The 19,797-nt window shown below is 71.7% G+C and carries 15 protein-coding genes and 1 riboswitch; of the genes, 14 read left to right on the forward strand and 1 reads right to left on the reverse strand.

Annotated features, from left to right (window positions below; translation table 11 throughout):
- Positions 1–10 precede the first annotated feature (10 nt).
- The 14 genes from ACWC24_RS14960 (at position 11) to ACWC24_RS15025 (ending at position 17,178) form a co-directional block, all read left to right on the forward strand.
- The gene (locus tag ACWC24_RS14960) at positions 11–1,495 is read left to right on the forward strand and encodes a protein kinase domain-containing protein (protein WP_450663283.1); all 1,485 of its coding nucleotides are present in this window, start codon (positions 11–13) and stop codon (positions 1,493–1,495) included.
- 233 nt (positions 1,496–1,728) lie between these two features.
- Positions 1,729–2,556: a glycoside hydrolase domain-containing protein gene (locus tag ACWC24_RS14965; RefSeq protein WP_450663227.1), complete on the forward strand. Its 828-nt coding sequence runs from the start codon at positions 1,729–1,731 to the stop codon at positions 2,554–2,556.
- Between the two features lie 137 nt (positions 2,557–2,693).
- Complete coding sequence (locus ACWC24_RS14970; protein ID WP_450663228.1) at positions 2,694–3,341, forward strand: SurA N-terminal domain-containing protein; 648 nt, start codon at positions 2,694–2,696, stop codon at positions 3,339–3,341.
- A gap of 141 nt (positions 3,342–3,482) precedes the next feature.
- On the forward strand, positions 3,483–4,457 hold the full coding sequence (locus ACWC24_RS14975) for a nucleoside triphosphate pyrophosphohydrolase (protein WP_450663229.1): 975 nt from the start codon (positions 3,483–3,485) through the stop codon (positions 4,455–4,457).
- Between the two features lie 80 nt (positions 4,458–4,537).
- Complete coding sequence (locus tag ACWC24_RS14980; protein ID WP_450663230.1) at positions 4,538–6,526, forward strand: hypothetical protein; 1,989 nt, start codon at positions 4,538–4,540, stop codon at positions 6,524–6,526.
- Between the two features lie 68 nt (positions 6,527–6,594).
- Complete coding sequence (locus ACWC24_RS14985) at positions 6,595–7,863, forward strand: cytochrome P450 family protein (RefSeq protein ID WP_450663231.1); 1,269 nt, start codon at positions 6,595–6,597, stop codon at positions 7,861–7,863.
- Between the two features lie 180 nt (positions 7,864–8,043).
- The gene (locus tag ACWC24_RS14990; protein ID WP_450663232.1) at positions 8,044–8,889 is read left to right on the forward strand and encodes a transglycosylase family protein; all 846 of its coding nucleotides are present in this window, start codon (positions 8,044–8,046) and stop codon (positions 8,887–8,889) included.
- Between the two features lie 346 nt (positions 8,890–9,235).
- A riboswitch (cyclic di-AMP (ydaO/yuaA leader) is annotated at positions 9,236–9,404 on the forward strand.
- 3 nt (positions 9,405–9,407) lie between these two features.
- Positions 9,408–10,070, forward strand: a complete 663-nt coding sequence (locus ACWC24_RS14995) for a transglycosylase family protein (RefSeq protein WP_450663233.1) — start codon at positions 9,408–9,410, stop codon at positions 10,068–10,070.
- 316 nt (positions 10,071–10,386) lie between these two features.
- A complete protein-coding gene (eno, locus tag ACWC24_RS15000) occupies positions 10,387–11,682 on the forward strand; it encodes a phosphopyruvate hydratase (protein ID WP_450663234.1) in 1,296 nt (431 codons plus the stop codon).
- A gap of 154 nt (positions 11,683–11,836) precedes the next feature.
- Positions 11,837–12,313 (forward strand): FtsB family cell division protein, encoded by a 477-nt coding sequence (locus ACWC24_RS15005; RefSeq protein ID WP_450663235.1) that lies wholly within the window; start codon positions 11,837–11,839, stop codon positions 12,311–12,313.
- An 18-nt stretch (positions 12,314–12,331) separates the two neighbouring features.
- The gene (locus ACWC24_RS15010) at positions 12,332–12,907 is read left to right on the forward strand and encodes a DUF501 domain-containing protein (RefSeq protein ID WP_450663236.1); all 576 of its coding nucleotides are present in this window, start codon (positions 12,332–12,334) and stop codon (positions 12,905–12,907) included.
- Positions 12,904–13,845 carry a Ppx/GppA phosphatase family protein gene (locus ACWC24_RS15015; protein ID WP_450663237.1) on the forward strand — a complete coding sequence of 314 codons (942 nt, stop codon included), beginning with the start codon at positions 12,904–12,906 and terminating at the stop codon, positions 13,843–13,845. The genes ACWC24_RS15010 and ACWC24_RS15015 overlap by 4 nt, the downstream gene beginning before the upstream one ends.
- Positions 13,846–14,299: 454 nt before the next feature.
- Positions 14,300–15,682 (forward strand): NAD(P)/FAD-dependent oxidoreductase, encoded by a 1,383-nt coding sequence (locus ACWC24_RS15020; protein WP_450663238.1) that lies wholly within the window; start codon positions 14,300–14,302, stop codon positions 15,680–15,682.
- Positions 15,683–15,885: 203 nt separating this feature from the next.
- Positions 15,886–17,178: a class I SAM-dependent methyltransferase gene (locus ACWC24_RS15025; RefSeq protein ID WP_450663239.1), complete on the forward strand. Its 1,293-nt coding sequence runs from the start codon at positions 15,886–15,888 to the stop codon at positions 17,176–17,178.
- A 90-nt stretch (positions 17,179–17,268) separates the two neighbouring features.
- On the opposite strand, the gene ACWC24_RS15030 is transcribed toward ACWC24_RS15025, so the two are convergent.
- Complete coding sequence (locus tag ACWC24_RS15030; RefSeq protein WP_450663240.1) at positions 17,269–19,797, reverse strand: ABC transporter permease; 2,529 nt, start codon at positions 19,795–19,797, stop codon at positions 17,269–17,271.

Below are 19,797 nucleotides of genomic sequence, written 5' to 3' on the forward strand. Positions count from 1 at the left end.
CCGGTACGAACTGGCCACGCTCATCGGACAGGGCGGCATGGGCCAGGTCTGGACGGCCTACGACCGGCGGCTGGACCGGCGGGTCGCGGTGAAGCTGCTGCGCCCCGACAAGGTCGCGGGCCAGGAGGCGGACGAACTGCGCCGCCGCTTCGTGCGCGAGTGCCGGGTGACCGCCCAGGTGGACCACCCCGGCCTGGTCACCGTGCACGACGCGGGCAGCGAGGGCGAGGAGCTGTTCCTCGTCATGCAGTACGTCGACGGGGCCGACCTCTCCGACCACCTCGCCGAGCACGACCCGTACCCGTGGCAGTGGACGGTCGCGGTCGCCGCGCAGCTGTGCGCGGTGCTGAGCGCCGTCCACGCGGTGCCGATCATCCACCGCGACCTCAAGCCGCGGAACGTGATGGTGAAGCAGGACGGCACGGTCACCGTCCTGGACCTCGGTGTCGCCTCCGTCATGGACACCGACACCACCCGCCTCACGCACACCGGTTCGCCCATCGGCTCGCCCGCGTACATGGCGCCCGAGCAGGCGATGGGCGGCGCGGTCGGCCCGTACACCGACCTGTACGCACTCGGTGTGCTGATGCACGAACTGCTCAGCGGCCAGGTCCCGTTCGCGGGCTCGACGGCCCTCGGGGTGCTGCACCGGCACCTGTACGAGCCGCCGCTGCCGGTACGCAGGCTGCGCCCGGAGGTGCCGGAGGCGCTGGAGAGCCTGGTCCTGCGCCTGCTCGCGAAGGACCCGCAGCACCGTCCCGCCTCCGCGCAGGAGGTGTACGAGCACCTGGCGCTGCTGCTGCCCGCGCGCGGGACGCCCACCGGGGCGCCGCTCGACCCCACGCGCCCGTTCCTGCGCCCGCACGCGCCCTGGCCGGACCGGGCCCGCACCCCCGCGCCGCAGCCCGCCCCCGTCGCGCCGGTCACCGAGAAGCCCGACGTCGCCGGTGCCGTCGACGAGGTCAAGCGGCTGCTGGGCGAGGGCCGCATCACCCAGGCCGTCGACATCCTCGGCTCGATCCTGCCCGCCGCCGCCCAGCAGCACGGCGAGCACTCCCCGGTCGTGCGCACCCTGCGCAAGCAGTACGCGGCCACGCTCATGGACGACGGCCAGTACCGGCGCGCACTGCCCGAACTGCGCCGCCTCGCGGACGAACGCGCCGCCGAGGCCGGTCACGCCGACCCCCAGTCGCTGCGCTACCGCCACGAGTCCGCGCAGTGCCTGGAGCAACTGGGCGAACCGGCGGCGGCGCTCGCCGAGTACCGCGCCCTGCTGCCGTACTACGAGAACCAGTACGTCGCCGGCGACCCGGAGTCGGCCTTCGACGTCCGCCGCCGCATCGGGCACCTGCTGCTGGCCCTCGGCGACCGCGCCGCCGCCCACGACACCCTGGCCAGACTGCTGCACGACGTGGAGCGGCAGCGCGGCCCCGGACATCCGCTGGCGGCCGAGATCCGGCGGACGTTGCAGTGGTTGGGGCAGATGCACGGATAGAAACGGCCGGGTCGGGCGGGCCGGATGGGCCGGATGGGCCGGATGGGCCGGACAGATTTTGCTGTGCCCTGAAGGAATATTGTGAGTTCCTAGGGGCGTACATTCCCGAACAGGGATGCGCACCGGCTAGGTTGCGATCCGTTTCACGCTACACGCGCTTTCGCACCGCGCCGCGTGCGCGGTCGTCGCACAACTCGCCGGCACCGCCGGCACAACCAGGGGTGGGGTCACACATGTCCAGCCATCGGCAGTCCCGCAAGCGCAGGTACGTCACCTGGGGGGTGGCGGGCGTCGCCGTCGTCGCCGGGGCCGGCATCGCCGCGCAGACCTCGATGGCCGCCACCACCTGGCCCGCGCAGAAGACCTTCACCGGCCGCGCCTTCGACACCTGCGCCGCGCCCTCCCTGTCCGCGATGAAGGCCTGGCACACCGGCTTCTACGGTGCCGCCGCCGTGTACATCGGAGGCAAGAACCGCGGCTGCGCCCAGGCCAACCTCACCGCGTCCTGGGTGAAGTCGGTCAGCACCCTCGGCTGGAAGCTCATCCCGCTCTACGTGGGCGCCCAGCCGCCCTGCCAGACCGGGTCCAGCCCCGAGAAGATCAGTGCCGCCACCGCCGCCTCGCTCGGCGCGAGCGACGCCGCCGACGCGGTCGCCAAGGCCTCCGCCCTCGGGATGAAGGCCGGCAGCCCGGTCTACCTCGACATGGAGTCGTACGACATCACGAACAAGGCGTGCAACGACGCCGTCCTGACGTACGTACGCGCCTTCGACAAGGCCCTGCGCGCCAAGACGTACCGCTCCGGCTACTACGGCTTCACCAGCTCCAGCGCGAAGGCGATCGCGAACGCCACCGACAAGACGGACCTGCCGGGCAACATGTGGTACGCCCTGTGGGACAAGACGAACACCACGACCAGCGACTGGCCGTTCGCCAAGACCCAGTGGACGGACCACAGCCGGGGCCACCAGTACATGGTCAACAGCAAGGAGACCATCGGCGGCGTCACGATCACCGTGGACCGGGACGCCTGGGACGGCCCGGTGGCCATCACCGGCTGAGTGACCGCCGGGCGGCGGCGGTGCCCGAAGTCCCGGTGAATCGTTGGTCGAATGGGTTGGCCAGAGCCTGCCCACTGCCTAACATCGATCACCGCAAGACCTTGTGCACCGTCGCACAATCTCCTCGGGAGGTTCCCTTGCACCGCCGCCGTCGCACCGCGCTCGTCCTCTCCGCCGCGCTCGTCGCCGCGGCCCCGCTCCTCGCCGCCTGCGGAAACGACGCGCATCCCGGTGCCGCGGCCGTCGTCGGCGACCAGCGGATCACCGTGTCACAGCTGGAGAGCAGGGTGCAGGAGGTGCGCGACGCACAGCGCGCGGCGGTGTCGGACGACGCGCAGTACGCGCGCGTCGTCGCCGGCACCGGCAGCCTTACCCGCGACACCCTGCACGGCATGGTCCTGGACCGGGTCCTCCAGCGGGCCGCCCAGGACGCGGGCGTCACCGTCACCCGCAACGAGATCCAGCGGATGCGCGCGAGCCTGGAGCAGCAGGCGGGCGGCGCCGCGGGACTGGAGACGGCCTGGCTCCAGCAGTACTCCGTCCCGCCGCAGCGCCTGGACGACAACCTCCGCCTCCAGCTCCAGGCGCAGAAGCTCGCCGCCCACCTCGGCACCGACACCAACCAGCCGGCCTTCTGGAAGGCCCTCTCCACGGCGTCCGGTGAACTCCACGTCGACCTCAATCCGCGCTACGGCGGCTGGGACGCCCAGAAGGTCAGCCGCGTCGACGCGAAGACCCCGTGGGTACGGGAGGTCGCGGCCGCGGGGTCGCAGCAGCCGGCCTGACGGGTACGCGGCAGACCGGGTGGGCCGTGGGACGGGTGCAGGGCGTCCCGCGGCCGGGCGCGGCGGTACCGCTCGCGGCGGTGCCACCGGGCCCGGGGGACGACTCCCGGGACTGTCCGTGGCGTGCGTTACGTTCGAGGGGTGAACACAGCCAGCCCCGAAGCGGCGGCCGCCACCGGCCGCGTCGTCCTGCTCACCACCAGCCACCGGGTCGCCCCGGGCCTGCTGTCCTGGCCCGCCTGGCAGGCGCTGCGCACGGCCGACCGCGTGCTGTGCGCGGACGCGGCCCACCCGCAGCTGCCGTATCTGCGCGAGGCGGGGATAACCGTCGACGAGGCCTCCCCGGCCGCGGAGGACCTGGTCGACCTCTGCGCGGGCGGCCACACGGTGGTGGTCGTGGCCACCGCCGAGGGCGAACCGGCGCTGACCGACGGCCTCGCCCGGCTGGCCGGTTCCGGCCGCGTCGCGATGCCGGAACTGGAGCTGCTCCCCGCCTCCTACGACCTCCCCGGCGCCCGTCTCCTCGACCTCGTCCAGGTCATGGACCGCATCCGCGTCGCCTGCCCGTGGTCGTCCCGGCAGACCCACCAGGGCCTGGCCAAGTACGGCATCGAGGAGGCGTACGAGCTCGTCGAGGCGATCGAGGACGGCGACCGGGACGAGCTGCGCGAGGAGCTGGGCGACGTCCTCCTCCAGGTCGTCTTCCACGCCCGTATCGCCGAGGAGGACCCCCAGGCCCCCTTCTCCGTCGACGACGTGGCCGCGGGCATCGTCACCAAGCTCGTCCACCGCCACCCGCACGTCTTCGGCGACGAGACCGCCACCACTCCCGAGGAGGTCAAGGAGCACTGGCTGCGGACCAAGGCCGAGGAGAAGCGGCGCACCTCCGTCACCGAGGGCATCCCCGTGCACCAGCCCGGTCTGGCCCTCGCCGCCAAGCTGGCCTCCCGTGCCCGCACGGCCGGCCTGGACGTCCCGCTCCCGCAGGGCGAGGGCATCGGCTACGAACTGCTGGCCCTGGCGGTACGGGCCGAGTCGGGGGGCGTCGACCCGGAGGCGGCGCTGAGAGCGGCGGCGCGGGCGTACCGGGACGCGATCCGGGCCGCCGAGGACTGACCTTCGGCCGAGCCGTGCGATGACGGCCCTCCGGGTCAGTACGGTTTGCCCAGGGACGGTCGAGGGGCCAGGGGGCAGCGGTGGAACGGGAGTTGGAGGACCTGGCGGCCAGGGGGGCAGGGACGCTGGTCGCCGGGTTGCAGCGGTGGAGCGAGGCGGCGCTGGTGCGCGAGGCGTTCGCGACGTGGTTCGAGTGGGCGGGGTGGGCCCGGGAAGCCGATCTGCTGCGGGGTCCGGCGAGCAGGCCGTCGTACTCCCTTACGCAGTGGAGGGACGCTTTTCTCGATGCGCTGGCGAATTCGCCCGCCCTGGACCCGGCGGGCAGGCTCGCGACCCTGATCGCCAGGTTCGCGGAACCCGTGGAGCGCCGACGCTCCGTCCAGCCCAGGGCCCTCACGACCGCCGTCGCCGACGGCATCCTCAAGCGTGACACGCCCTCCCCGCCTCCCGCGGAGAAGCCCGGAGGGCCGGTCGACCGGCCGGGGGTCGCGGGTGACCACGTCGACTTCCGGCAGGGCTCCTTCCACGGCCCCGTCGTGGGGACCCAGCACACCTACGTCAATCAGCTCGGCGCCGCGCTCCCCGATCCCGGCCGCTGGCCGGTGCGGGACGAGATCGACCCGGTCACCCTGGGCGTGCGCCCGACGCGACGACCGGACGGCGCGGACCTCGCGCGGCTCCCGGCGTATGTGGAGCGGGACATCGACGCCACGCTGCACGGCTGGTTCGAGCAGGACGACCTCCTGGTCGTCACCGGCGGCCCGCTGTCCGGCAAGTCACGGACGGCCTGGTCCGCCGGGGGCCGGGCCGCCGGGCCCTCCGGCCGGGTCTTCGCGCCCGCTCCCGGCACGGATCTGCGCGGTCTTCCGGAAGTACTGCACGGCCGCGACGGCACCCATGTCCTGTGGCTCGACCAGTTGGAGGACCACCTCGGCGAACACGGTCTGAACCTGGGGTTGCTGGGCCGGCTCTCCGCGCTGCGCGTCCCCGTCGTGGCCACCATGCGCGACGAGGTCTACGAGGAACACCGCTTCGGCGACGGACCGGCGTCCCGGCTGCTGGGCCGGGCCAGGGTGGCGCGCGTGGGCTCACGGTGGAGCGCGGACGAACTCGCCCGGCTGGCCGAGTACCGCGGCGACGACCGGCTCGCCGACGCGTCGGAGTGGTCCGACGAGGGCGTCACCCAGTTCCTGGCGCTCGGCCCCGAGCTGCACGACCTCTGGCACAGCGCCGGACGGACCAGCAGCCGCCATCCGTACGGATTCCGGTTGGTCGCGGCGGCCGTCGACCTGGCCCGCTGCGGAGTCACCGGGGGCATTCCGTTCCGCCTGTTGCGCGAGGAGGCCTTGCGGGACGGCGGCGCGCAGCCGGACCGGGAGTCCTTCGAGGAGGCGATGGCCTGGGCGGCCGCACCGCGGCACGGAGTGGCCGGGCTGCTGGTCCCCGTCCACGGGCCGGGCGACGCAGCGGGCGAGGCGGTGGCGTGGCGGCCGTACGGATCGCTGGTCGCGCACGCGCGGCGGACGTCGGTGCCGGTGCGGACGGACCTCTGGCGTCGCGCGCTGGAGGGGACGCGCCGCGACGCCGACGTGCACCACAACGTCCGCAGAACCGCCCACGCCGTCTTCGCGCCCAGAGCCGAAGCGGGTGACGCCGAGGCCATGCACCTCATGGGCGTGCTGGGTGAGGACGTCGAGGACGAGGGCACCGCGCTGGAGTGGTTCCGCAAGGCGGCCGACGCCGGGCGCACGGACCTGGCGGCACGGGTCGGGGAAGAGCTCCTCAAGCAAGGCTGTGCCGAGGAGGCCCTGCCGTATCTGCAGGCGGCGGTCGAGCACGAGCCCGGGGCGCGCGAGGCACGCCTGCTCGGCGAGGCCCATCTGTGGCTGGCCGGGTACTGGCTGCAGATGGCGGCGGACCGCGGGGACGGGAAGGCGGCGGACTGGCTGAGGATGCGGATGGGGGACCCCCAGGCGGCCCGACCGGCTCCACCGTCGGGACCCGCATCGGACGCGTCGCGGAAGCCGGACCCCGGCGAGCAGAGCTTTGACTTCTCGGGCCTCGGATAGACATCCGCCGGACCGGCGTACTCCGTGCCGGGAAAGGCCCCCGCCGGGAACCCGGCTAACGTCAAGACGTGACCAACCAGCCAGCGCCCGACAGCCCCGCCCCCGACCTTTTCACCTGGGAGTTCGCCGCCGACCCGTACCCGGCCTACGCCTGGCTGCGCGAGCACGCCCCCGTGCACCGCACCCGGCTGCCCAGCGGGGTCGAGGCCTGGCTGGTCACCCGGTACGCCGACGCCCGGCAGGCCCTCGCCGACCCGCGGCTGAGCAAGAACCCCGCGCACCACGACGAGCCCGCGCACGCCAAGGGCAAGACCGGCATCCCCGGTGAGCGCAAGGCCGAGCTGATGACCCATCTGCTCAACATCGACCCGCCGGACCACACCAGGCTCCGCCGGCTGGTCAGCACGGCGTTCACCCCGCGCCGCGTCGCGGAGTTCGCGCCGCGCGTGCAGGAGCTGACCGACCGGCTGATCGACGGCTTCGCCGCCCGGGGCTCCGCCGACCTCATCCACGAGTTCGCCTTCCCGCTGCCCATCTACGCCATCTGCGACCTGCTCGGCGTACCCCGTGAGGACCAGGACGACTTCCGGGACTGGGCGGGCATGATGATCCGGCACGGCGGAGGGCCGCGGGGCGGGGTCGCGCGGTCGGTGAAGAAGATGCGCGGCTATCTCGCCGAGCTCATCCACCGCAAGCGGGAGGCGCTGCCCGAGACGGCCGCACCCGGCGAGGACCTCATCTCCGGTCTCATCCGCGCCTCCGACCACGGCGAGCACCTCACCGAGAACGAGGCCGCCGCGATGGCGTTCATCCTGCTGTTCGCGGGTTTCGAGACCACGGTCAACCTCATCGGCAACGGTATGTACGCCCTGCTGACCCATCCCGTTCAGCGTGACCGGCTCCAGTCGTCCCTGGCCGCCGGCGAGTCCGGGCTGATGGAGACCGGCATCGAGGAACTCCTGCGCTACGACGGGCCGGTGGAGCTGGCGACCTGGCGGTTCGCGACCAGGCCGCTGACCATCGGCGGACAGGACATCGCCCCCGGGGACCCCGTTCTCGTCGTCCTCGCGGCCGCCGACCGGGACCCGGAGCGGTTCACCGAGCCGAATGTGCTCGACCTCACTCGCAGTGACAACCAACACCTCGGTTACGGCCATGGAATCCACTACTGCCTGGGTGCACCGCTGGCCCGGCTGGAGGGACGGACCGCGCTGACCACGCTCCTCACCCGACTCCCCGACCTGCAACTCGCAGTGGAACCGGCGGACTTGAGATGGCGTGGCGGACTCATCATGCGCGGACTGCGTGCCCTGCCTGTGGAGTTCACGGCGGTCTGACCGATTGGCGGCAGTCGTGAGGGTTCCGGCCCCGGGTGACGCACCGTCAACATTGTGATCTGCGCGTGATCTCCGTGGCATGAACTTGTGACAAGTGATCGTGTGCCGATACGTTCAACCATCAACACGGCGCCAGCGTCACGCCGTGTCGGTCACTGCTGTCGCACGAAAGGTTTCCGCATGCTCTCCGGAAACGGTCGTCACCGTCGTCCCCGCCAGGCCCCGGCCCTGCTCGTCGCGGCCGGCGTGGCAGGTTCCGCCATCGCCATCCCGCTTCTGGGCGCCGGTGGCGCGAGCGCGGCCGAGGGCAGCACCTGGGACCAGGTTGCGCAGTGCGAGACCGGTGGCTCGTGGAGCGCGGACAGCGGCGACGGGCACTTCGGGGGCCTGCACCTGACCCAGGCGGACTGGGAGCAGTACGGCGGTCTCGACTACGCCTCCAGGGCCGATCTGGCCAGCAGGTCGCAGCAGATAGCCGTCGCCGAGAAGATCCTCGCCGCCCAGGGGGCCGGTGCCTGGTCCACGTGCGGACTGACCTCCGGGCTCGCCAAGGACTCCGCGACGGCCGCCGTCGACACGGGTGTGGCGGGCGACACCGCGAGCGGCACGTCCGGCGCGACCGGGGCGCCCTCGGTGACGGACCCGCTCGGTCTGTCCGACTCCGCCGCCGACTCCGCCGCCGACCCGTCCGCGACGCCCGCCACCGGCACCGCGTCCGCCGACCCGTCCGCCCCGCCTTCCGGCACGGCGTCCCCCGACACTTCTTCCGCGGCCACGACGGACAAGACGGACAAAACCTCCGACGCTGCCACGAGTGACGCGCAGGACGATGAGTCTGCCGCAAGTAGTGCGAAGGTGGATGATTCGGTCAATTCCCGTCAGGCCGTCGGCGCTTCGGGTCTGGTCGACACGGGCGACCTGGGCACCGGCCGCCACCGCGGCGCCAGCGCCGACGAGGACACGGCCTCCGTCGACGCCGACCTCTCCTTCGTCGGCCGGCACGCCTCGACCGCGTACGGCTCGTAACCCGTCCGCGCCGGGGTGGTCCGCCACCCCCGGCCGACCCTCCGGGCCTCCGCGACGGACGGCCCCCGCTCCGCAGGATGAGCAGGGGGCGGGTGGTGCCGTCGGGGCCCGTGTCCTTCCCGGTCAGGCCTGGGAGGCAGCTGCCTAAACGGGCGTAAGACGGCGAGAGTTGACGCCCCGTTTCGCCGGTAAATGTCCGTTTTGGTGAAACTGTGGGATGAGTCTCAGAAGCCCTGATCGTCTTTGGAATTCCCCGGATCGCCTGTTTACGGTCGAGATCGCTCGCCACAGCGGGCACCGGCTGCCGCAACGCCGAGTCCTGCCAGCGGCTGCCCGGGAACATTCGTCGCGTCAAGCGCCGTGGGCAGGAGCGGGGGACCCAAGGTAAGCGCCTGGCCCAGCGGTTGAAGCTGGTGCCGGCTCGGGGTGAAGCCGCGTCCCGTGAGGGACGTGGCCGGGCAACTCAACCGGCCCGAACCCGACAGCTCACCTCGCAGGCGTCGGTGAGGGGATCAACCATGCTGTTTTCCGGTAAGGGCACGCACCGCCGCCCGTCCAAGGCCACCCGCATCGCCGCGCTCGCCGGTGTCGCCGGTGTCGCCGTCGCCGCCCCGCTGTTCGCGGCCGGCAACGCCTCCGCCGCCACCGCCGCCGAGTGGGACGTCGTCGCCCAGTGCGAGTCCGGCGGCAACTGGGCCATCAACACCGGCAACGGCTACTACGGCGGCGTCCAGTTCTCCGCCTCCACCTGGGCCGCGTACGGCGGCACGCAGTACGCCTCGCAGGCCAACCTGGCCACCAAGGCCCAGCAGATCACCATCGCCGAGAAGGTCCTCGCCTCCCAGGGCAAGGGCGCCTGGCCGGTCTGCGGCAAGGGCCTGTCCCGCACCCCCTACGCCGCTGCCGCCGCCGCGCCGAGCACCACCACCCGCTCGACCGACACGCAGGCCGCCACCCGCTCCGCCGAGCGCCCGGCCGCCGCGAAGACCGTCACCACCCCGGCCGGCCAGACGGTCGCCAAGGGTGACGGCGAGTACAAGGTCGTCAAGGGCGACACGCTCAGCACCATCGCCCAGAAGCACAACGTCGAGGGCGGCTGGCAGGCGCTGTTCAAGCTGAACAAGGGCGTCGTCGCCGACGCCGACGTCATCTACCCGGGCCAGCAGCTGCACCTGAAGTGACAGCGGGCTCGTAGCTGAACCACGGCGGCCTCCCAGCCGTGTCCTTCATTGTGGAGGCCACGTGAGGGCCGTCCCCCCGTCCCCACGGGCTCCCCGTCCCGGTGCGTTCTTCCCCCGTACGCACCGGGACGGGGTTTTTTTGTCGAACCGGCTTTGTTCCGTTCGGAAACAATTTACTCTCGGTTCCGTCCATGACGCGGTCAACGACCGGCTGATCGCCTCGGGGCGGTTAGGCTCAGTCACGCGCGGCCACCACAGGCCTGCGCATCACCGGGCCTTCCGGCCCGGCACAGCTTGCGTCACATCCCAGAAGGAGATGCTCGTGCCGTCCATCGACGTCGTCGTAGCCCGGGAAATCCTGGACTCCCGAGGCAACCCCACGGTCGAGGTCGAGGTCGGCCTCGACGACGGCAGCACGGGTCGTGCCGCCGTCCCGTCCGGCGCCTCCACCGGTGCCTTCGAGGCCATCGAGCTCCGTGACGGTGACCCCAACCGGTACCAGGGCAAGGGTGTCGAGAAGGCCGTCCTCGCCGTCATCGAGCAGATCGGCCCGGAGCTCGTCGGCTACGACGCCACCGAGCAGCGCCTGATCGACCAGGCGATGTTCGACCTGGACGCCACCGACAACAAGGGCTCGCTCGGCGCGAACGCCATCCTCGGCGTCTCCCTCGCCGTCGCGCACGCCGCGTCCGAGGCCTCCGACCTCCCGCTCTTCCGCTACCTGGGCGGCCCGAACGCGCACCTGCTGCCCGTTCCGATGATGAACATCCTGAACGGCGGCTCGCACGCCGACTCCAACGTGGACATCCAGGAGTTCATGATCGCCCCGATCGGCGCGGAGACCTTCTCCGAGGCCCTGCGCTGGGGCGCCGAGGTCTACCACACCCTCAAGAAGGTGCTGAAGACCAAGGGCCTGTCCACCGGTCTCGGCGACGAGGGCGGCTTCGCCCCGAACCTGGAGTCCAACCGCGCCGCCCTCGACCTCATCGTCGAGGCCATCAAGGAGGCCGGTTACACCCCCGGCGAGCAGATCGCCCTCGCCCTCGACGTCGCCGCCTCCGAGTTCTACAAGGACGGCGTCTACACCTTCGAGGGCAAGGAGCGCTCCGCCGCCGAGATGACCGAGTACTACGCCGAGCTCGTGGCGGCGTACCCGCTGGTCTCCATCGAGGACCCGCTGTTCGAGGACGACTGGGCCGGCTGGAAGGTCATCACCGAGAAGCTGGGCGACAAGGTCCAGATCGTCGGCGACGACCTCTTCGTCACCAACCCCGAGCGTCTGGCCCGCGGCATCGAGGAGGGCTCCGCCAACGCCCTGCTGGTCAAGGTCAACCAGATCGGTTCGCTGACCGAGACCCTGGACGCCGTCGAGCTCGCCCAGCGCAACGGCTTCAAGTGCATGATGTCCCACCGCTCCGGCGAGACCGAGGACGTCACCATCGCCGACCTCGCGGTCGCCGTGAACTGCGGCCAGATCAAGACCGGCGCCCCGGCCCGCTCGGACCGCGTCGCCAAGTACAACCAGCTCCTGCGCATCGAGGAGATCCTCGACGACGCCGCGGTGTACGCCGGCCGCAGCGCCTTCCCGCGGTTTCGCTCCGCGAACCAGTAGGCACGGCAAGGGCTGAGCCGTACAGGGTCAAGCCTGAGCCAGTCGTACGTACGTCCCCGTACCCGGTCCCGTACCGTGTCCGGGGACGTACGCGTGTGACGGCGCGTGTGACGACGCGTGTGACGGCGGGTGCGAAGGGGAGGCGAAGAGCCAGATGGCCGTGAAGGACCGGGACCGTTTCTCCACCGCGACCAGGCTGCGGGTGCTCGGCGAGCAGACCGCGGCCCGGGTCTACCGCTCCCAGACCAGACGGCAGGCCCGCCGCTCCCGGCTCACCGGACGGGCCGCGCTGCTCGCCCTCGTGCTGTGCTCGCTGGTCGTGGCCCTCGCCTACCCCATAAGGCAGTACGTCTCGCAGCGCGCCGAGATCGCCGACATGGAGCGGCAGAAGCAGCAGGCCAGGGAACGCGTGGAGGAACTGCGCGACCTCAAGGCCCGCTGGCAGGACGACGCGTACGCCGAGCAGCAGATCCGGCAGCGGCTGCACTACGTGATGCCCGGCGAGACCGGCTACGTGGTGATCGACCCGGACGCGGTCAAGCAGTCGCGGGCCGCCCGCGGGGCGGCGCGCCGCCCCTGGTACTCGAACGTCTGGGACGGAGTCGACAAGTCCGACGCCTCCGACCAGTGAACGGACAGAAAGACACGCATGCAAACGCCCCCGCCGCGCACTGAGCGCACCGAGCCCACCGACGCGGACGTCGAGGCCTTCAAGCAGCAGCTCGGGCGGCCGCCGCGCGGGCTGCGCGCCATCGCGCACCGGTGCCCCTGCGGGCAGCCGGACGTCGTGGAGACGGCCCCCCGGCTGCCCGACGGCACGCCCTTCCCGACGCTCTACTACCTGACGTGCCCGAAGGCGAACTCCGCGATCGGCACGCTGGAGGCGAACGGCGTGATGAAGGAGATGACCGACCGGCTGGCGACCGACCCCGAGCTGGCCGCCGCCTACCGCGCCGCGCACGAGGACTACATCCGCCGCCGGGACGAGATCGAGGAGCTGACGGGCTTCCCGAGCGCGGGCGGCATGCCGGACCGGGTGAAGTGCCTGCACGTCCTGGTCGCGCACTCGCTGGCGGCCGGCCCGGGGGTGAACCCGCTCGGCGACGAGGCGCTCGCGATGCTGCCGGAGTGGTGGCGCAAGGGCGCCTGCGTCGTCCCGGCCGGGGAGTGCGGGAAGCCCGCGGAGGGCGTGGAGTCCGGGGAGTCCGGGGAGGGCGACCAGTGACCCGGGTGGCCGCGATCGACTGCGGCACGAACTCCATCCGGCTGCTGGTGGCCGACGCCGACCCCGAGACGGGCGAACTCGTCGACTTGGACCGGCGGATGACCATCGTCCGGCTCGGCCAGGGCGTGGACCGCACCGGCCGGCTCGCCCCCGAGGCGCTGGCGCGCACCTTCGCCGCCTGCCGTGAATACGCGGACGTCATCAAGGAGTTCGGCGCCGAGCGGCTCCGTTTCGTCGCCACCTCCGCCTCCCGGGACGCCGAGAACCGGGACGAGTTCGTCCGCGGGGTGCTGGACATCCTCGGTGTCGAGCCCGAGGTCATCTCCGGCGACCAGGAGGCCGAGTTCTCCTTCACCGGTGCCACCAAGGAGCTGATGGGCCGTGAGGACCTGGCCCGGCCCTATCTGGTGGTGGACATCGGCGGCGGCTCGACCGAGTTCGTCGTCGGCGACGAGCACGTGGGCGCCGCGCGCTCGGTCGACGTCGGCTGCGTACGGATGACCGAGCGGCATCTCGTCGTGGACGGGGAGGTCACCGACCCGCCGACGGCCGGTCAGATCGCGGCGATGCGGGCCGACATCGAGGCGGCCCTCGACCTCGCCGAGCGGACCGTCCCGCTGCGCCGGGCGCACACCCTGGTCGGTCTGGCCGGTTCCGTCACCACCGTGTCGGCGATCGCGCAGGACCTGCCCGCGTACGACTCGGCGGCCATCCACCACTCCCGGGTCTCCCGCGACCGGGTCCGCGAGATCACCGACCGGCTGCTGCGCTCCGCCCACGCCGAGCGCGCGGCGATCCCCTCGATGCACCCGGGCCGGGTCGACGTGATCGGGGCGGGCGCCCTCGTACTGCTCTCGATCATGGAGCGGATCGGGGCCGAGGAGGTCGTGGTGAGCGAGCACGACATCCTCGACGGCATCGCCTGGTCGATCGCCTAGCCGCTCACGGAGCCGCTCGCGGGGCCCGGTTCGCACTCTGCTGAGCAGGCAGGAAGCGCGTTTGAGCGCGACGGAGGGGCCCTCGCGGGCCCCTCCGCGACACGCTGTCGGAAACCTTCGTGAAGTTCTTCACAAGGAATTCGATCCTGTCGGGGTACGGAATGGGGTCGGTTGGCCCTTCCGGGGTCCCGACGCGTGTGTGAACATGTTCAAAAGAGGCGCGCGGGGACGTTTCGCGGAGATGTCGGGCGCGCGTCCTCCGGGGTCCTCAAGGACCCTCTTCCGGCCAGGAGGAGCAGCTCACGCGGCATTGACAACGCCCTTTGGGATACACGGGTTCCCGCTCCGCGCCATGATGTGGATCACTCGGGTCGCGGAGGATAACACACCCCCTGTCGGAGCTTGTGAAGGGGCGCACGAGCGACCCCCTGGGGGCGGGTGGATACTCGATGCCATGAGCACCACGGAGCGTCCCAGGATCCTCGTAGTAGGCGGTGGGTACGTAGGCCTGTACGCAGCTCGGCGTATCCAGAAGAAGATGCGCTACGGCGAGGCGACCGTCACGGTCGTCGACCCCCGGTCGTACATGACCTACCAGCCCTTCCTCCCCGAAACCGCCGCCGGCAGCATCTCCCCGCGCCACGTCGTCGTCCCGCTGCGACGCGTGCTGCCCAAGGCGGAGGTCCTCACCGGCCGGGTCACCACCATCGACCAGGACCGCAAGGTCGCCACGATCGCCCCGCTGGTCGGCGAGGCGTACGAGCTGCCCTTCGACTACCTGGTCGTCGCCCTCGGCGCGGTCTCCCGCACCTTCCCGATCCCCGGCCTGGCCGAACAGGGCATCGGTATGAAGGGCGTCGAGGAGGCCATCGGCCTGCGCAACCACGTCCTCGAGCAGCTCGACAAGGCCGACTCCACCACCGACGAGGAGATCCGCCGCAAGGCGCTCACCTTCGTCTTCATCGGCGGCGGCTTCGCCGGCGCGGAGACCATCGGTGAGGTCGAGGACATGGCCCGCGACGCGGCCAAGTACTACAAGACGGTGTCCCGCGAGGACATGCGCTTCATCCTCGTCGACGCCGCCGACAAGATCCTTCCCGAGGTCGGCCCCAAGCTCGGCCAGTACGGCAAGGAGCACCTGGAGGGCCGCGGGGTCGAGATCTACCTCTCCACCTCCATGGACTCCTGCGTCGACGGCCACGTGGTGCTGAAGAACGGCCTCGAGGTCGACTCCAACACGATCGTGTGGACGGCCGGCGTCAAGCCGAACCCGGTCCTCGCCCGCTACGGTCTCCCGCTCGGCCCCCGCGGTCACGTCGACACCGCCCCGACCCTCCAGGTCCAGGGCACCGACTACATCTGGGCCGCGGGCGACAACGCCCAGGTGCCGGACATGGCCGCCCGCAAGGCCGGCGTGGAGAACGCCTGGTGCCCGCCGAACGCCCAGCACGCGCTGCGTCAGGCGAAGGTCCTCGGCGACAACGTGGTGGCCGGTATGCGCGGCTTCCCGCAGAAGGAGTACGCCCACTCCAACAAGGGCGCGGTGGCGGGCCTCGGCCTCCACAAGGGCGTCGCGATGATCGTCATGGGCAAGATGAAGATCAAGCTCAAGGGCCGTCTCGCCTGGTACATGCACCGTGGCTACCACGGCATGGCCATGCCGACCTGGAACCGCAAGATCCGTGTCTTCGCCGACTGGACGCTCGCGATGTTCCTCAAGCGCGAGGTCGTCGCGCTCGGCGCGCTGGAGACCCCGCGCGAGGAGTTCTACGAGGCCGCCAAGCCGGCCCCCGTGGCCGCCGCGCCGAAGTCCGAGAAGACCGAGGCGAAGGCCTGACCTCCGGTCACTGATCCACCCCGAAGGGGCCGTCCGCCATCCGTGGTGCGGGCGGCCCCTTCGGCATGTCCGGATCCGGTGCGGACGTTCCCGTACCGCCATCCGTGGGGACCGGCATGGTGACGGCCCGGGAATGACGCGATGGTGCACGATCGTTGCTCTGAGCGAACCGGTGGGCCGATTCCTTCATGGAGGTGTGCGCCATGGCTGACGCCGCGTTGCGGCTGGAGAGCCTCTTCGGACAGTTGCTGGGAGTACCGCTTCCGGTGCGCGTTCGCGCCTGGGACGGTTCGCAGGCGGGCCCGCCGGGCACGCCGACACTGATCGTGCGCAACCGGCGCGCACTGCGCCGACTGCTGTGGAAGCCCGGCGAGTTGGGCCTGGCCCGCGCCTGGGTCGCGGGGGACCTGGACGTCGAGGGCGACCTCTACACCGCGCTGGTGCTGGTCTCGGGCCTGTTCTGGGAGCGCGGCGACGACGCCAGGACCCTCGCCCAGGCCCTGCGCGACCCGGACGTGCGCGCCGCCGTCCGCGGCCTGCTCAGGCTCGCCGGACCCCCGCTGCCGCCCGCCCCGCCCCGCGAGGAGATCCGCAGGCCCCGCGGCCATCTGCACACCCGGCGCACCGACCGCCGCGCCGTCAGCCACCACTACGACGTCGGCAACGACTTCTACGGACTGGTCCTCGGTCCGTCGATGGTCTACTCGTGCGCCTACTGGGACGACGCCGGCGGCACGCTCCAGGACGCCCAGCGCGACAAGCTCGAACTCGTCTGCCGCAAGCTCGGCCTGAAGCCGGGGATGCGCCTGCTCGACGTCGGCTGCGGCTGGGGCTCCATGGCCGTGCACGCGGCCCGCGAGCACGGGGTGCGGGTCGTCGGCGTCACCCTCTCCCAGGAGCAGGCCACGTACGCCCGCAAGCGCGTCGCCGACGAGGGGCTGACGGACCGGGTGGAGATCCGGGTCCAGGACTACCGGGACGTCCGCGACGGCCCCTACGACGCGATCTCCTCCATCGGCATGGCCGAACACGTCGGCGCCGAACGCTATCTGGAGTACGCCGAGAGCCTGCACGCCCTGCTCCGGCCCGGCGGGCGGCTCCTCAACCACCAGATCGCCCGGCGCCCGCACCGCGACGAATCGGCCTACGAGATCGACGAGTTCATCGACGCCTACGTCTTCCCGGACGGCGAGCTCGCCCCGATCGGCACCACCGTCACCCAGCTCGAACGGGCCGGTTTCGAGGTGCGTGACGTCGAGTCGATCCGCGAGCACTACGCCCTCACCCTGCGCGAGTGGGTCGCCAACCTGGAGGCCGACTGGACCCGGGCCGTACAGCTCACCGGTGCGGGCCGCGCCCGCGTCTGGCGCCTCTACATGGCCGCCTCCGCGGTGTCCTTCGAACGCAACCACATCGGCGTCAACCAGGTCCTGGCGGTACGCACCCCCGAGTCCGGCGCCTCCGGGATGCCGGCCAGGGCCCGCACCTGGAACTGAGCCGGATCCGCCAGGGGCTCCGTCGCGCTCCGGACACGGCAGAGGGGCCCCGTCCGAACCGGACGGGGCCCCTCTGCCGTGCCGGGACGGCTACTCGGACTTGATGGCCGTCAGCATGTTCAGCCGGGCCGCCCGCCGGGCCGGCCACAGCGCCGCCAGGACGCCGACCGTCGCGGCCAGCAGCAGGAACAGCGCCATCCGCGCCCACGGCAGGACCAGCTCGTACGTCGTCATCCTCGAGCCCAGCAGCTCACCGGCCGCCCAGCCGAAGAACACGCCCAGACCGATGCCGAGCACCCCGCCGAAGAGGGAGATCACCAGGGACTCCAGACGGACCATCCGCTTGATGTCGCGGCGGTCGAGACCGATCGCGCGCAGCATCCCGATCTCCTGGGAACGCTCGAAGACCGACATGGCCAGGGTGTTGACGACACCGAGGACGGCGACGATCACCGCCATGGCGAGCAGGCCGTAGAGCATGTTCAGCACCAGCGTGAACATGCTGGCGATGCTGTTGGAGATGTCCTGCTTGCTCTGCACCTTGATGCCCGGGTTGGAGCCGAGCGCCTTCTCCAGCCTGTCCTTGGTGGCGTCGGAGGCGCCGCCGGACGTCTTCACCATGACCTGCATGTCGGTCACGTCCGGCTGGTGCGGGGCGAGCGTGGCGTTGTCGAGCATGATGCCGCGCATCATCTCGGTGGCCTCGTAGACGCCGGCCACGGTCAGCTGCTGCGGCTTGCCGTCCTCGTAGTTGACGGTGAAGGACGACCCCGCCTTCCAGTGGTGCGACCTGGCCGTACGGTCGTCGACGACGACCCGGGTGCCGCCGACCTCGAACGCGCCGCCGTCCAGCGTCAGCGCGGTCAGCTCGCCGATGGTGGAGCCGTCGACGCCGGTCAGGTACTCGGACATGCCGTCGATGCGCGAGGGCGCGTTGCGCAGCGGGCTGGTGGCGGTCACCCCCGCGGTCGCCTTCAGCTTCTTGTCGACGTCCGTGGACAGGAAGTTGCCGTTGGCCATCGACACCACGTAGTCGGCCTTGATCGCGGCCGCCGCCATCCTGTCGATCGAGTGCTGGAGGCTGCCCGCCACGACCGTCATACCGGTGATGAGGGTCAGCCCGATCATCAGCGCGGAGGCCGTGGCCGCCGTACGGCGCGGGTTGCGCACCGAGTTCTGGCGGGCCAGCTTGCCCGCCACGCCGAACGCGCGCAGCGCCGGGGCAGTGGCCGCGATCAGTGGCCGCGACAGCAGCGGCGTCAGCACGAACACGCCGATGATCAGGAGCACCGCGCCCAGCCCCATCGGGGCCTGGCCGTCCGAGCCGTTCATCGTGGTGGCCGCCAGGACCACCGCCACGCCCGCGGCCGAGAACAGCGCGCCGATCGTGTTGCGCAGCACCAGCGACCGGGTCGTCGCCTTCGCGTGCAGGCTGCTCATCGCGGCGACCGGCGGGATCTTCGCGGCCCGGCGGCCCGGCAGCCAGGCGGCGAGCATGGTGATGACCACGCCGACCACGAGGGCCGCGACGACGGTGTCCGGGGAGACGACCAGCGGACCGTCGGGGACGGTCGCGCCGAGCGCGCCCAGCAGCGAACGCAGCCCCGCCCCGATGCCGATGCCCGCGACCAGCCCGGTCGCCCCGGCCACCGCGCCGACCACGAACGCCTCGATCAGCACCGACCGGGTGACCTGGCGGCGGGAGGCGCCGACGGCGCGCAGCAGGGCCAGTTCCTTGGTGCGCTGGGCGACCAGCATGGTGAAGGTGTTGGCGATGATGAAGGTGCCGACGAACAGCGCGATGCCGGCGAACACCAGCAGCCCCTGCTTCAGCCCGCTCATCGACGCGGTGATCATCTCGGCCTGGTCGGCGGCGAGCTTCTCGCCGGTGACGGTCTCGGCGCGGTCCGCGGGCAGCGCCTTGTCCAGCTCGGCCGCCAGCGCCGACTGGCTGATGCCGGTCTTCGCGCTCACGTCGATCTCGTCGTACGTGCCGGGCTTGCCGAACAGCCGCTGGGCGGTCGCCGTGTCGAACAGGGCGAGGCTGCCGCCGGCCGCGACGTTGCCGTCGTCGGTGGTGAAGACGCCGGTGATCTTCGGGGTCAGCACCGGGCCGTCGACCGAGATGCGGACGGTGTCACCGACCCGGTAGCCGGCCCGCTCCGCGGTCGCGGAGTCGATGAGGACCTCGCCCTCGCCGCTCGGGACGCGGCCGTCGACGAGCGGGTACCGGGGGTCCTTCGTCCCCCAGTAGTTCCCGCCCTGCGACTGGAAGCCGCCGCCGATGAGCTTGCCGTCCTTGTCGGCGATCGCGGTGAAGCCGTTGACGACGCCGACCGCGGACGCGGCGCCGGGCACCCGCGCGCTGGTGTCGAGCAGCGCCTGGGTCAGCTCGGGCGTCCTGCCGACCGTGTCGCCGTCGCCCTTCTGCCGCTTGGGCTGCACGGCCACGTCGACCCGGTCGAAGCCCTTGGCGGAGCTCTTCTGCAAGGCGTTGGAGAGGGTGTTGGTGAAGACCAGGGTCCCCGACACGAACGCCACGCCGAGCATCACGGCGAGCACGGTCATCAGGAGCCGGGCCTTGTGCGCGAGTACGTTGCGCAAGGCGGTACGGAACAT

It is taken from the genome of Streptomyces sp. NPDC001443, from assembly GCF_053597355.1.